This window comes from Marinobacter sp. MIT930201 (assembly GCF_047122665.1).
Lineage (GTDB): Bacteria > Pseudomonadota > Gammaproteobacteria > Pseudomonadales > Oleiphilaceae > Marinobacter > Marinobacter salarius.
The window spans coordinates 3,844,673-3,859,071 of the sequence record NZ_CP138916.1 but is presented as its reverse complement, the minus strand read 5'-3'; the positions used below and the strand labels follow the sequence as shown (position 1 = coordinate 3,859,071).

The 14,399-nt window shown below is 56.5% G+C and carries 9 protein-coding genes; 3 read left to right on the top strand and 6 right to left on the bottom strand.

Features of this window, described 5'->3' with window-relative positions; translation table 11 throughout:
• The first annotated feature begins 212 nt into the window (after positions 1-212).
• The 3 genes from SIC19_RS17585 to SIC19_RS17575 all read left to right on the top strand — a co-directional run bounded on the left by SIC19_RS17585 (position 213) and on the right by SIC19_RS17575 (position 5,458).
• Positions 213-1,541: a carbohydrate porin gene (locus SIC19_RS17585; RefSeq protein WP_412535549.1), complete on the top strand. Its 1,329-nt coding sequence runs from the start codon at positions 213-215 to the stop codon at positions 1,539-1,541.
• Between the two features lie 258 nt (positions 1,542-1,799).
• Positions 1,800-4,955: a pullulanase-type alpha-1,6-glucosidase gene (pulA, locus tag SIC19_RS17580; protein ID WP_127401571.1), complete on the top strand. Its 3,156-nt coding sequence runs from the start codon at positions 1,800-1,802 to the stop codon at positions 4,953-4,955.
• A gap of 74 nt (positions 4,956-5,029) precedes the next feature.
• Positions 5,030-5,458 (top strand): hypothetical protein, encoded by a 429-nt coding sequence (locus tag SIC19_RS17575; protein ID WP_036205099.1) that lies wholly within the window; start codon positions 5,030-5,032, stop codon positions 5,456-5,458.
• 69 nt (positions 5,459-5,527) lie between these two features.
• On the opposite strand, the gene SIC19_RS17570 is transcribed toward SIC19_RS17575, so the two are convergent.
• The 6 genes from SIC19_RS17570 to tig form a co-directional block, all read right to left on the bottom strand.
• Entirely contained in the window at positions 5,528-7,381 is a 1,854-nt protein-coding gene (locus SIC19_RS17570; protein WP_127401573.1) for a SurA N-terminal domain-containing protein, read from the bottom strand.
• 173 nt (positions 7,382-7,554) lie between these two features.
• A complete protein-coding gene (locus tag SIC19_RS17565; RefSeq protein WP_036205867.1) occupies positions 7,555-7,827 on the bottom strand; it encodes an HU family DNA-binding protein in 273 nt (90 codons plus the stop codon).
• 238 nt (positions 7,828-8,065) lie between these two features.
• Positions 8,066-10,483: an endopeptidase La gene (gene lon, locus SIC19_RS17560; protein WP_036205093.1), complete on the bottom strand. Its 2,418-nt coding sequence runs from the start codon at positions 10,481-10,483 to the stop codon at positions 8,066-8,068.
• Positions 10,484-10,643: 160 nt separating this feature from the next.
• Positions 10,644-11,927 carry an ATP-dependent Clp protease ATP-binding subunit ClpX gene (gene clpX, locus SIC19_RS17555; protein WP_007154039.1) on the bottom strand — a complete coding sequence of 428 codons (1,284 nt, stop codon included), beginning with the start codon at positions 11,925-11,927 and terminating at the stop codon, positions 10,644-10,646.
• A 77-nt stretch (positions 11,928-12,004) separates the two neighbouring features.
• Complete coding sequence (gene clpP / locus SIC19_RS17550; protein WP_036205091.1) at positions 12,005-12,640, bottom strand: ATP-dependent Clp endopeptidase proteolytic subunit ClpP; 636 nt, start codon at positions 12,638-12,640, stop codon at positions 12,005-12,007.
• A 185-nt stretch (positions 12,641-12,825) separates the two neighbouring features.
• Positions 12,826-14,130 carry a trigger factor gene (gene tig / locus SIC19_RS17545; protein ID WP_127401575.1) on the bottom strand — a complete coding sequence of 435 codons (1,305 nt, stop codon included), beginning with the start codon at positions 14,128-14,130 and terminating at the stop codon, positions 12,826-12,828.
• Positions 14,131-14,399 lie beyond the last annotated feature (269 nt).

Sequence of the window (14,399 nt, the reverse complement as noted above, 5' to 3'; positions counted from 1 at the left end):
TCCCCCTGAAAACTCACCCCCCTTTTTCTTCAGGGCGGAGGATGCACTACCCCACCCGTTACAGGACTATGAAATCCGGTTTCCCAATGTCTGATTGGCAGAAGCTGCAATCAAGGGAACCGGAGGCCTGTTCCGGAACTGACTGTCCACGACACGATGTCGGAACTTCCGCTTCCCTGACATTCAAAAAAGACAAAAAGCACAGGATGCAGATGATGCAAAACAATAAGCGCTTTTTCCCGAACAAACTCCCGCTTGCGGCTGCGGTCACAGCTGCCATCATGGCTACGCCCGCCATCGCCGTTGAGTTCCACGGTTACGCCCGCTCAGGCCTTTCCACCAACACCAGCAGTGGCGGGGAACAAACCTGTTTCGGTAGCGGTGCCAACGGCCACTTTGTCGGACGCCTTGCAGACGAATGCGACACTTATGCGGAACTGGCCTTTGGTGACCAGCTCTTCAGCCAGGACGGTAAAACGTTCCGCTTCGACTCCATGGTCTCCTACGAAGCCATCAACCAGGGTAACGACTACCAGGCATTTGACGGCGCCGACGATGTCAACGGCGTCGATTTTGCCGGTGAGGAAACCACTCGCAACAACGGCAACCCCTATAGCGGCGGCGAAGTAGCGGTGCGTCAGCTTTACGTGTCCGGCACCAACGTCATCGAATCTCTGCCTGGCGCCACGCTCTGGGCTGGCAAGCGCTACTACAAGCGTCACGACGTGCACCAGCTGGACCTGTACTATATTAACAACTCCGGCTACGGTGCCGGCGTTGAAAACATTCAGGCCGGTGCTGGCCAGTTCTCCGCTGCATGGATCAACTTTGACAAGCAGGAAAGCGACACCATCGTTCAGAACAACAAGCTGGACCTGCGCTACGCCTTCCCGGTTGGCGAAAGCACGCTGACACTGGCGGGCATCTATGGCATGGCCGACCTGACCGATGAGCAGGAAGCGGCCGACATCATGGACGAGGATGGTTTCTTTGGTACCGTTGAGCTTGCGACGGGCTTTATGGGCGGCTTTAACAAGTTCGTCCTGCAGTATGCGACCGACTCACTGGGCGAAGCAGCATTCAATAACCAGGGTGGCAATTCAAGCCTCAATGGGCCCTACTACCCCGGTACGCTTGAGAAGAGCTGGCGGGTTCTGAACCATGGTGTAATCAAACTCGGTGGCCCGTGGGAGCTTGGCTACTCCGCCCTGTATTCCAAAGGTGAAACCTACGGCCCGATCAATGAAGAAGAACCCACCCGCCTGAGCGTTGTTGCTCGCCCGATCTACAACTGGAACTCCGTGACCAGCACGGCTCTGGAAATTGGCTACGAGGACGTGCACCAGCCCTATAACGACGAAGAGACCGATCTGCAGAAGGTAGCCATTGCGCAGCAGTGGAGTGCCGGTCCCGGTTACTGGGCACGCCCGGTGATCCGCGCCTACGCCGCAGCGTTCTTTGGCGATCAGGCGGAAGCCGCTCGCAGTGAGGGCATCGATGGCGACATCCAGATCGGTGCCCAGATCGAAACCTGGTGGTAAGGCTCTAAACACCACACACTCTCGTTGGACCTCCTTGGGCCGGCTTGGGCCGGCTTTTCAGCCGGCCCTTTTTTATACGCACCACTCCTCTATTCTCTACTCCCCATACGCCCCTCAGACTACGCCCGCAAAAGTCCGTTGCCGAAGGATGTGTGGCCGAGCTCTTCGCGCAACCATGATCCTGCAACGTTTGCGTACAGGTTCTGCCGGTTCGCAAGCAACACCCCAAACAACAACAATGGAAAAAGGATACGCGTTATGCCTGACCATAAACTGGTTGCAGGCGGCTGGGCCCTGGCTTTGTCCCTGGCTCTTGTCGGTTGCAACTCCGGTAGCAACAGCTCACCTTCCGATTCCGGCGACGGCGGAGGCGGGGACTCCACCGCCCTGCTGGAACCCGGCGACAACGAAGCCATCCTCTATTACAAACGCCCCGCCGGTGACTATGACGGCTGGGGGCTCCATCTCTGGAACGACGCCGCAGCCGGTTGCGATGGCCTGGCGGAAGGCGTGCCGACCGAGTGGACCGACCCACACACCGCCAGCGGCGTGAACGACACCTACGGCGCCTATTACATCATTCCCATGCGCGACGGCGGCGACTGCATGAACTTCATCATGCACAAGGGCGATGAGAAAGACCTGGGTGATAATGATAAGCGCTGGCACTTTGGTGCCCTGGGCAATCGCATTTTCACGATCAGCGGCAGTCAGTTGCTCTCCCCCGACCCGATCGAAGCCGAGGAACTGGCCATCAACGGCGCCAAGGCTCACTGGCTGGATGCCAATACGCTCGTCTTTGCCGACACCGCCGCGGCAACCCGAGTCGAACTTCGATATGACGCTGGCGCCGGCATCACTGTCGATAACGCCAATAAAGCCCTGAACGGGGGCACCGTTATTGCGCTGAGCGCAACCACCCTCTCGCCAGAGCTGGAAGAGGCCTTCCCCCATCTTGCGGGCTGGCCGGCCTACAGCGTGGACACAGACAGTCAGACCAAAATGGACGCTTTGCGCGGCCAACTGATTGCCGGCGCTTATAATGGCAATGATGAGCTGATATCGGCTACCCGCCTTCAGATCCCGGGTGTGCTCGACGATCTCTATGCCTATGACGGCACTCTGGGCGCAACCGTTAGCGGTGCCGATACCAGGTTTGAGGTTTGGGCCCCAACGGCCCAGAGCCTGCGCCTGCACGTGTTCAATGCCGACGGCAGCATGGTGAGCGGCTATCCGGTAGACATGGCCCGGGATAACGGTGTCTGGAGGCATACCGGCAACACCGCGGATGTCGACCGTAAGCTCTACCAGTATGAGGTGACGGTCTACCACCCCCGTACCGATGCCATCGAAACCACCATGACATCGGACCCCTATGCCCTGAGCCTTTCCGAAAATGGCGTGTATGCGCAGGTCGTCGACCTGGCTGACAGCGACCTGAAACCGGCCAACTGGGACAGCCTGACCCCACCGACACTGCAGGCACCCGAGGATGTCGTGGTGTATGAAGCCCATATTCGCGATTTCAGCGCCACCGACGAAACCGTTGCAGCTGCCAACCGGGGCAAGTACACCGCCTTTACGGAATCCACCAGCGATGGCGTCACTCACCTGGCAAGCCTGGCGAACGCCGGCATCACCCACCTCCACCTGCTGCCGTCCTTCGATATCGCAACGATCAACGAAAACCCGGCCGAGGTGGTCAATATCGACGACGACTTCAGCAAACTGTGCGACCTGTCTGACGAAGCCGCAGCGAACTATGCGGGCCTCTGCGGCAGTGGCGACACCATCCGCACGGTCCTGGCATCCTTCGACCCTGCAACCGGCGATGCCCAGGCGCTGTATGGCACTTTTCGTGGCCTCGACAGCTTCAACTGGGGCTATGACCCGGTGCACTACACCGTTCCCGAGGGCAGCTATGCCTCTGATGCCAACGGCGTGACCCGGATACGGGAATTCCGTGAAATGGTGCAGTCCGCCACCAATCTGGGCCTGAACGTGGTCCTGGATGTGGTCTACAACCACACCAACGCCTCCGGGCTTGCCGACAAGTCGGTTCTCGACAAACTGGTCCCCGGCTACTACCACCGCCAGAACCCCGAAACCGGCGTTGTTGAGCAGTCAACCTGCTGTGAAAATACCGCGTCCGAGCACCGGATGATGGAAAAGCTGATGATCGACTCCCTGGTCACCTGGGCGTCGGAGTACGGCATTTCCGGATTCCGCTTTGACCTGATGGGGCATCACATGCTGTCGAACATGGAAAAGGCACTGGATGCCGTAACTGCGGTCGATCCAGACACCTACTTCTACGGTGAGGGCTGGAACTTCGGTGAAGTCGCCAATAATGCGCGTGGCGTCAACGCCATCCAGCCGAACATGGCCGGAACGGGCATCGGCTCCTTCAACGATCGCCTGCGTGACGCCGTACGTGGTGGCGGCCCCTTCGATGGCGGTGACGCACTGCGCGCCAACCAGGGCTTCAGCAATGGTCTGTTCAGCATCCCCAACGACCGAAACAGCGGCAGTGACGCTGAGAAAACCCGCCTGCTGCAGATCAGCGACTGGATCCGCGTCGGCATCGCCGCTAGCCTGAGCGACTATTCGCTGGTCACCGCCGATGGCACCACCAGAACCGGCGCGGAGATCGATTACAACGGTCAGAGTGCCGGGTATACCAGCGACCCCCAGGAAATCATCAACTACGTCTCCAAGCACGACAACCAGACGCTCTGGGACAACAACCAGTACAAGGCGGATTTCGCCGCCACGCTTCAGGAACGTGCCCAGATGCAGGTGGTGGGCCTTTCCGTCCCCATCCTCAGCCAGGGCATTCCCTTCATCCATATGGGTTCGGAATTGCTGCGTTCCAAATCCATGGAAAGGGACAGTTACGATTCCGGCGACTGGTTTAATGAAGTCGACTTCAGTTACCAGGAAACCGCCTGGAATCGTGGCCTGCCCCGTCAGGACAAAGACGGCGCGAACTGGGACCTGATCACCGAGATTATCGGCCAGTTCCCGGCCGGCCCAACGCCAAGCGAGATCGACTACACCCGCAAGCAGGTCGAGAAGTTGCTGACCGTTCGTAGCGGAAGCGAGCTTTTCCGTCTACGCACCGCTGAACAGGTCAGTGAGCGGCTGGCGTTCCACAACACCGGTCCCAGCCAGGTACCCGGCGTGATTGCCTTCAGCCTGGACGATGGCCCCGACAACGGCCTGACCGATCTGGACAGCGACGTGGATCAGATCGTCGTGGTGATCAACAGCACAGGGACCCAACAGGCACTGGACACCAGCCTTAGTGAGGCCTTCTCCGTGATGGCGGACACCTCCCCGGAACAGACCGCTGCGGCAGCGAACGGCACCTTCACGGTACCGGCCCTGTCAGTGGCTGTATTCAATCGATAAGGCCGCTGACAACGGCCCTGGCGGCCCCATGGAAGAACAGACCCATGGGGCCAGCAACCATAAAGGAGACAATCATGAACAGGAAACTCACAACGCTGGCTTTGGCCTCGGTTATGGCCATCACAGCCGGTTGCGCCACCACCGGTGGTGAACGCGATTACAGCAAATCCCTGTATCTACGTGGGCAATTTGCCTGGTGGGATGCACTGCCGGAATACAAGGTCAAGAAAGTGGACAACGAGCTCTATCGCACGGAAGTGGAACTCAAGGCTGACGGGCAACCCTACGAGTTCAAGTTTGGTGATGCCAACTGGACGTCAGGCACCAATTGCGGCTATCTGTCGGAAGAAGACAAGGATGTTCAGTTGAACAAACCGGTAAAGACTAATTGCTCCGCGGTCTTCGAAAACTTCCGCTTTACCCCGCCCGAGACCGGTACCTATGGGTTCTACTTCGATGTACGCGGGGAGACCCCCGAAATCTACATCGACGAAGCCAACTAAAAAAGCCCGGGGCGTTGCCCGGGCCTCTCGTGCAATGCAACAAGGCACCCGATACCGGGTGCCTTTTTGTTACGGCCGTTCTACTTCGGCGTTCTCTCTGAGGAACTGCTGATACGCCTGATACTCGCGCTGCCCCTCAAGCGATGCCAGGAAACCGCGAAGCTGCCGGAATTCATCACCATCCCGGTTCACGTCACCCTCGTTAACCGCATCGAGGGCCACGATGGTCGCGCTGTCATTGGACACCACCGAGCCGTAGACATTGTCACCGTCACCAGGGCGCTGAAGTGAAAACACCTGGGACATGACAGCACCACCGAGCGATGGGTTGCTCCTGGGCTGATCCTCATAGGATTGCCACTCCTCAAGCCCCAGCTCTTCAATGTTCTTGCCGGATTCAAGGTCAGCGATGATCGCGTCAGCACGCTCGCTGAGCGCTTCACGAGTCTTCTGACGGGTCAGCGCCGCACGAATTTCATCGGCCACTTCTTCAAGCGGTTGCTGCTGTGCCTCCTGGTACTCACTGACCCGCGCCACAACGGACATATTATCGCCGACGTCAATCAGCTCGGTGTTAAAGCCTTCGGTCAATACATCCTCGGAAAACAACTGGCGGATCAGACCCGCGTGATCAAAGGGCGCTTCACCCCCGTTCCGGGTGATACCACTCTTTTCCCGCACTTCAAGACCCAGCTCCTCTGCAGGACCGGCCAGATCATCGGCCGCATAGGCCAGGTCAGCAAGCTCTGAGCGAACTTCGGCAAAACGCTCGGTGGCTTCACGCTGGGCAAGCTCACGGCGGAGTTGATCTTCCAATTCTGCCAATGGGGGTGCTTCGGTTTTCTGCACGTCCTCAAGCTTGATGAGATGAACACCGAAGCTGGTGGACACCGGATCGGATACTTCCCCTTCTTCAAGTGCAAACAGGGCTTCTTCAAAGGCCGGATCGTAGACACCACGCTCAGCAAAGCCCAGATCGCCCCCCTGCTCTGCGGAGACCGTATCCACGGAGAACTCTTCAGCCAGCGTTGCAAACGACTCACCGGCTGCCAGACGCTCCTGAATTGTCGCCATGGTCTCTTCAGCGTTCTCTCCATCCTCAATCAGGATGTGTGAGGCACGTCGTTCTTCGCGGGCCAGCTCAGAGGACCGCTGTTCATAATAGTCACGCAGTTGGTCATCACTGACATCGATGGTTTCGGCAAGTGCTGCCAGTGACAGAACAATGTAACTGGCATCCACGCTCTCAGGAAGCTTGAAGGCGTCCTGGTTCTCATCGTAGTACGCTTCCACATCGGCCTCGGTCACCTCCACCTGATCGCTCACAGCGTCTGCAGAAAGCGTCGTCACACGGAAGTCACGGGTCTGGTTCTGGATGCGCAGCAACTGGGCCACATTTTCATCCGTCACTACGCCACTCTGAGAGATACCGGCACGGATCTGGTTCACCACATACTGCTTGCGCATGGTTTCGCGAAACTCGGCAACGCCCATTCCCATATTCCTGACCGCAGAGACAAACCGGTCGCGGTTAAAGGTACCGTCTACCTGGAACTGGGGCATCTGGGTGATCAGGGAGTCAATATCGGCATCAGAGAGTTCCAGCCCCTGGTCTTCGGCGTTCAGGGTCATCACTTTCTGCTGGATCAGGGCATCGAGAACATCCTGACGAACCTGATCCTCATCCAGCAACGACGGATCTGGATTCTCCATCTCGGACAGGCGGCGTTGACTCTCAATCTGTACAACCCGGAGGAATTCCCTCTCGGTAATGTCTTCCCCATTGACCGTCGCCACTTCAGGCTCGCCGGAAAAACCACCGACAATCGCGTCCATTCCCCAGATAGAAAGTGAAACAATCAGAAGGCCAATGATGATTTTGGCAATGGTGCCCTGGGCATTTTCCCGAATATCTTGAAGCATGTCTCTCCCGGATCCCTGATCAAAGTCTGTGAGGGTCTCTTAACGTAAAAAGGCGCATTCTTTCAGGAATGCGCCTTGAATTCATCTGGAGCAGGCTGGCAGCGGTATCGCCACCGGGCCAACCGCTCCGACAATGACCGGGAATCCCGGACATTGCCAGATGAAAGAGTCCGTTACTTAACGGAGTCTTTCAGGGCCTTACCTGCCTTGAACCCAGGCACTTTGGAGGCCGGGATCTTGATCTCGGCACCCGTCTGCGGGTTACGGCCAGTACGAGCGGCACGCTCTTTAACAGAGAAAGTACCAAAACCAATCAGGGTTACCTGATCGCCTTTTTTAAGGGCACCGGTGATAGAGGTGGTCATGGCATCCAGAGCACGGCCAGCAGCGGCTTTGGAGATATCTGCGGATTCTGCAATTGCATCGATCAGTTCGGACTTGTTCACACTAAACCCCTTCGATTTCAGGTTGAAGATGTTATAGGTTGGTTTGTTGTTTCCTGGACGTTCCCGACTATCGCATAAGCGGTCAGAGAATTCCATTCTTCACTATTTTTATTCCTTTCGGTTACTAACCGGTGTTCGGAATAGGCATTAACTGCGCGGGAGCCCTTGATATTGGCTGCTTCACGGCGAAACAGTTATACCAATGGGCTCTCTCGCATGTCAACAATTCAACGCGGGTTTAATGTGTATTTATGCGCTCTGCAGCGTCGCCGTCTTCGTCACGGGGCTTACCTGCACCCGGTTTCGAGGACGAATCTTCGGCGCGCGGTTCGGGCGGATAGGCCAGCGCAATGTCCAGAACCTCGTCAATCCATTTGACCGGACGGATCTCCAGTGATTCCTTGATGTTCTCCGGTATCTCTTTGAGATCACGAACATTTTCATCCGGGATAATCACCGTCTTGATGCCACCCCGGTGTGCCGCCAGAAGCTTTTCCTTGAGGCCGCCGATGGCCAGCACGCGGCCCCTCAGGGTGATCTCGCCAGTCATCGCCACATCGGCCCGAACCGGAATCTGGGTCAATGAAGAAACCAGTGCCGTGCACATGCCGATACCGGCGCTAGGACCATCTTTTGGCGTTGCGCCCTCAGGAACGTGAACGTGCAGATCGTGCTTTTCATGGAAATCGTCACTGATACCCAACCCCAGTGCGCGACTTCTGACCACTGTCAGGGCGGCCTGGATAGACTCCTGCATCACATCACCCAGGGAGCCGGTCTTGACCACCCGTCCCTTGCCTTTGGTCAACGCGCATTCGAGAGTCAGCAGCTCACCACCGACCTGGGTCCAGGCAAGGCCTGTTACCTGCCCGACCTGATTCTTCTCCTCGGCCAGGCCATACTTGAACTTCTTGACGCCGGAATAGTCCTCAAGCATCTCGGGCGAGAGCGTCACAGAGGCCTTGTCACCGCTTTCAACGTGATCCCGCACCACTTTGCGGCAGATCTTGGCGATCTCACGCTCAAGGCCGCGTACGCCGGCCTCACGGGTATAGTAGCGAATCAGGTCACGAAGCGTTTGCTCCGGCATGTCGAGTTCGTTCTTGCGCAGACCATTGGCCTTGACCTGCTTGGGCAGCAGATACTTCAGCGCAATGTTGACCTTCTCGTCCTCGGTGTACCCGGGGATACGAATAATCTCCATGCGGTCCAGCAGCGCCGGCGGAATGTCCATGGAGTTCGAGGTGCACACGAACATCACGTCGGAGAGATCGTAATCGACCTCCAGGTAATGGTCGTTGAAGGTGTGGTTCTGTTCCGGGTCGAGCACTTCCAGCAACGCTGATGCCGGGTCGCCACGATGGTCCATGCCCATCTTGTCGATCTCGTCGAACAGGAACAATGGGTTCTTCACACCCACCTTGGACAGCTTCTGAAGCAGCTTGCCGGGCAAGGCACCAATGTAGGTTTTGCGGTGGCCACGAATCTCCGCTTCATCACGGACGCCGCCCAACGCCATACGCGTGTACTTGCGATTGGTCGCGCGAGCGATCGATTGGCCAAGAGAGGTCTTGCCAACACCGGGAGGGCCTACCAGACAGAGAACCGGGCCCTTCACCTTTTTCACCCGGCTCTGAACCGCCAGATACTCCAGGATGCGCTTCTTCACCTCGTCCAGGCCGTAGTGATCCTCATCCAGGATGTCGCGGGCCTTCTCTATATCGTGACGAACACGGCTGCGTTTTTTCCAGGGAATGGCCAGCATCCAGTCGATGTAACCACGCACCACCGTTGCCTCTGCAGACATCGGTGACATCATCTTGAGCTTGTTCAGTTCCGCTTCGGTTTTCTTGCGGGCCTCTTCGGGCAGGCCGGCTTCCTCCAGCTTTTGCTCAAGCTCTTCAAAATCGTTGTTGCCCTCACCGAGGCTGCCCATCTCTTTCTGGATGGCTTTCATCTGCTCGTTGAGATAGTACTCCCGCTGACTCCGCTCCATCTGTTTCTTGACGCGGCCGCGGATGCGTTTTTCAACTTCGATCAGGTCAATTTCGCCGTCCAGCTTGCCTAGCAGCAAGTCAACGCGCTGGCGAATCTCGAGGGCTTCAAGAAGCTCCTGCTTCTCGGGAATCTTCAGCTCCAGATGGGCTGCCATGGTATCTGCAAGGCGCTCAAGCTCATTGATGCCGGTCAGCGCATTGGAGACTTCCGAGGGCACCTTCCTGGAGAGCTTCACGTACTTCTCGAACTCGTCCATCAGGGTTTTGACCAGTACTTCCTCTTCCCTGGCTGGCAGCGAGTCCTCATCCATCAGCATGGCCGTACCGGCGAGATACTCGCCTTCAGCGATGCCGGTAACGGTTGCACGGGCGTTGCCCTCAACCAGGACCTTGACGGTGCCATCCGGCAACCTGAGCATTTGCAATACTGTGGCTACAGTACCCATGGCAAACACATCATCCGGGCCTGGTTCGTCCGTCGACGCATCTCTCTGAGCCACCAGCAGGATTTCCTTGTTGCCCTCCATGGCCGCTTCCAGTGCCTGTATGGACTTCTCTCGGCCCACAAACAGCGGCACCACCATGTGCGGGAACACCACCACATCTCTCAGCGGCAACAGCGGGTATTCTTGCACGGACTCTTCAGGTATCAGGGTCATAGAAAATCCTCTGACGATGTTTGATTCAGCATATCACCCTTCATTGGGGCGACAGCAAAAATTGCAATCTTTTTACGCGCCCAGGCACCATTTCCCGGCACGGTGCGGGCATAAAAAAAGGGCGTTTCCGCCCTTTTTTAAACGCCGACTGACCGGAGCATTAATCTTCCGGCACCGCCTTGGCGTGGTCGCTGCTCGCATAAATCTTGAAGGGCTCGGATTGGCCGCTGATGACGCTCTCGTCAATCACCACCTTGGAGACATCATGTTCAGACGGTATCTGATACATGGTGTCCAGCAATGTCGCCTCCATGATGGAACGAAGACCGCGGGCGCCGGTTTTGCGCTCCATGGCTTTGCGAGCAACAGCCCGCAACGCGTCTTCACGAAAATCCAGTTCCACGCCTTCCATGTCAAACAGCTTCTGGTACTGTTTGGTCAGAGCGTTCTTGGGCTCAGTCAGTATCTGGACAAGCGCCTCTTCATCCAGTTCCGTCAGAGTCGCCACCACCGGCAAACGACCGACGAACTCCGGGATCAGGCCATATTTGACCAAATCCTCGGTTTCGACATCCTTAATGATATCGCCCGTGTTCTTGGTGTCGTCCGGGCTCTTCACCAGCGCAGAGAAACCAATACTGCTGCGCTCTGAGCGCTCCTGAATCACCTTATCCAGGCCGGCAAAGGCGCCGCCGCAGATAAACAGCATGTTACCGGTGTCCACCTGCAGGAATTCCTGCTGCGGGTGTTTGCGGCCGCCCTGGGGAGGAACGGACGCCACGGTGCCCTCAATCAGCTTGAGCAGGGCCTGCTGAACGCCCTCACCGGACACATCCCGGGTAATGGACGGGTTATCAGACTTGCGGGAAATCTTGTCAATTTCATCGATGTACACAATGCCCCGCTGGGCCTTGTCGACATCGTAGTCGCATTTCTGCAGAAGTTTCTGGATGATGTTCTCGACGTCTTCACCGACGTAGCCCGCCTCGGTCAACGTGGTTGCGTCGGCAATAGTGAAGGGAACATTCAGCATCCGAGCCAGCGTTTCGGCAAGCAGGGTCTTACCACTACCCGTCGGGCCGATCAGCAGGATATTACTCTTGCCAAGTTCTACCTCGGCCTTGCCCTCACCGTAGCGGAGGCGCTTGTAGTGGTTATAAACCGCTACAGACAGCACCACCTTGGCCCGGTCCTGGCCGATCACGTATTCATTCAGCGTGTCGCGGATTTCAGCGGGTGTCGGAAGACGATCACTGGCCTCTTCCTGTGCATTTTCCTGGATTTCCTCCCGGATAATATCGTTGCACAGATCGACGCACTCGTCGCAGATGAACACCGAGGGCCCTGCAATGAGCTTACGGACTTCATGCTGGCTCTTTCCACAAAACGAGCAGTACAGCAACTTGCCGTTATCGTCGCCCCTGCCGTTTCTTTCATCTGCCATTGAAATACCTCTGAGCTTGGTTTGCCGGCGCACTCACCTCAATACGCCGGCAGGGAATGTTGCGATTACCTTCAGTATTATTTATTCGGTACACGCTTATCAAGTATAGAATCAATCAGCCCGTAGTCCTTCGCCTGCTGAGGATCCATGAAATTATCACGGTCCGTATCCTTGGCGATGGTGTCCAGCTTCTGGCCGGTATGATGGGCCAGGATAGAATTCAGGGTGTGACGGATCTTCAGAATCTCACGTGTGTGGATCTCAATATCCGTAGCCTGCCCCTGGTAACCGCCTAACGGCTGATGAATCATAACCCGCGAATTCGGCAGACAGGCACGCTTGCCCTCTGCACCGCCCGCCAGCAGAAAAGCGCCCATGCTGGCAGCTTGACCCACGCACAGCGTGGCCACATCGGGCTTGATGAACTGCATGGTGTCATAGATAGACATACCCGCAGTAACGGAGCCACCCGGGCTGTTGATGTACAGATGAATGTCCTTGTCCGGGTTCTCGGACTCAAGGAACAGCAACTGAGCCACAATCAGGTTGGCCATATGGTCTTCAACCGGGCCCACCAGGAAGATTACCCGCTCCTTTAACAGACGGGAAAAGATGTCAAAAGAACGTTCGCCTCGTGCGGTCTGCTCGATAACGATTGGTACCAGGCCGGAATTGGTAACCATTGCGGGACCATCAATTGGTGTCTGCGTCATGATGCGCGTGAACTCCTTCTGGACAATGGAGTGGCGTTTTATCGCCACCGCTTATAAATCAGCTACGCCTCGTTTTTCTTATCGCTATTACTGTGCCAGCACCGGGCCAAGATGAAAACAGCCGGACGTACCGGCTGTTCTACTTCCCAGGCATGCAGGGCCAATCTGTAATAGCCCTGCCGTCTTTAGCGCTGCTGCTGACCGGCCTGGATAGCCTCTTCGTACTTCAGCTTCTTCTCCTTGACCTTGGCCTGGTCAAGAATCAGATCAACAACCGCATCTTCAAGAACAGATGACTCGATCTGCTGCTTCTGTTCAGGGCTGCTGTTGAAATGCGCCACAACCTCTTCAGGTTGTTCATACGTTGACGCAATTTCCTGGATCTTTTCATCCACTTTAGCAGGATCTGCCTTCAGGTCGTTCTGCTTGACGACTTCCTGGAACAGAAGGCCTGTTTTCACACGGCGACGGGCCTGCTCTTCGAAGATTTCCTTAGGCAGCTGCTGGAAGTCTACCTGGCCGCCGAACCGCTGTACCGCATCCTGGCGCAGGCGATCAATCTCCTGATCCACCAGGGCCGTGGGCACATCAAGCTCGGTGCTTTCCAGAAGCCCCTCAACCACGTCATTCTTAACCTTGTTGGAGACCGCCTGCTTGAGCTCACGCTCCATGTTCTTCTGCACTTCTTCACGGAACGTGGCTTCGTCTTCAGCGTCGATACCAAATTTCTTGAAGAATTCAGCATCCAGCTCCGGAAGCTGCGGCTCCTGAACCTCGTGAATCTTGATATCGAACTTAGCCGGCTTGCCCGCCAGCTCTTCGTTCTGGTAGTCCTCGGGGAAGGTCACTTCGATTTCAAGCTCTTCACCGGCCTTGCCGCCGACGATGCCCTTTTCGAAACCGGGAATCATCTGGCCTGAGCCAAGGGTCAGCTTGTGATTCTCGGCAGCACCACCCTCGAACTCTTCACCATCAACAGTGCCTTTAAAATCAATCAGCACCACATCCTTGTTCTTGGACTTACGCTTGACCGACTTCATGGTGGCCTGCTGGCGACGCAGGTTGTCGATCATGGTGTCAACGTCTTTATCGGCAATCTCAGCTTTCGGCTTCTCCACGGAGATCTTGCTGAAGTCACCCAGCTCCACTTCCGGCAATACTTCGAAAATGGCGACGAACTCCAGGTCCTTGCCCTCTTCCATGGTTTTCGGCTCGAACTTCGGCCAACCCGCCGGGTTGATGTCCTGCTCCTGCAGCGCCTTGATGTAGTTGTCGCGCATAACCTCGCCGACAATCTCCTGACGGACACTGTCACCAAAACGACGCTTCACCACACGCATGGGCACCTTGCCCGGGCGGAAACCGTTCATCTTTACCGTGCGAGCGGTTTCCTGCAGGCGTTTCTGAACCGCCTGGTCGATTTCCTGGGCGGGCACACCGATTATCATCCGACGTTCGATGTTGGAGGTCGTTTCAACAGACACTTGCATGGAAGATCCTCAAATTACAGATTCGGTATGTGAATGAAAATAAAAGCTAAAATCGATTTCAGGACGAATTTCCTGAAAAGGACATAAATTTAAAAGCGGGTAGTTTATCACGGTTTGCCGTGCCGAGAGAATCCACCTGTTACAGGCAGTTTCAGGGAATGCAACCTCACCGCTCTATCATCTTGAACGAGAGTTGGGGACTAAACTGTAAAAAGAAAGGGGGTTGCGTGCGCCAACGCCACGAGAATCCTTTTCCGTCCACTTTCTAT

Excerpts from the sequence above, each read along its gene's own strand:
- pulA (WP_127401571.1), top strand. The coding sequence starts at position 1,800 with ATGCCTGACCATAAACTGGTTGCAGGCGGCTGGGCCCTGGCTTTGTCC.
- clpP (WP_036205091.1), bottom strand. The coding sequence starts at position 12,640 with ATGACGCAGACACCAATTGATGGTCCCGCAATGGTTACCAATTCCGGC.
- tig (WP_127401575.1), bottom strand. The coding sequence starts at position 14,130 with ATGCAAGTGTCTGTTGAAACGACCTCCAACATCGAACGTCGGATGATA.
- SIC19_RS17570 (WP_127401573.1), bottom strand. The coding sequence starts at position 7,381 with ATGCTTCAAGATATTCGGGAAAATGCCCAGGGCACCATTGCCAAAATC.
- SIC19_RS17585 (WP_412535549.1), top strand. The coding sequence starts at position 213 with ATGATGCAAAACAATAAGCGCTTTTTCCCGAACAAACTCCCGCTTGCG.
- lon (WP_036205093.1), bottom strand. The coding sequence starts at position 10,483 with ATGACCCTGATACCTGAAGAGTCCGTGCAAGAATACCCGCTGTTGCCG.
- clpX (WP_007154039.1), bottom strand. The coding sequence starts at position 11,927 with ATGGCAGATGAAAGAAACGGCAGGGGCGACGATAACGGCAAGTTGCTG.
- SIC19_RS17575 (WP_036205099.1), top strand. The coding sequence starts at position 5,030 with ATGAACAGGAAACTCACAACGCTGGCTTTGGCCTCGGTTATGGCCATC.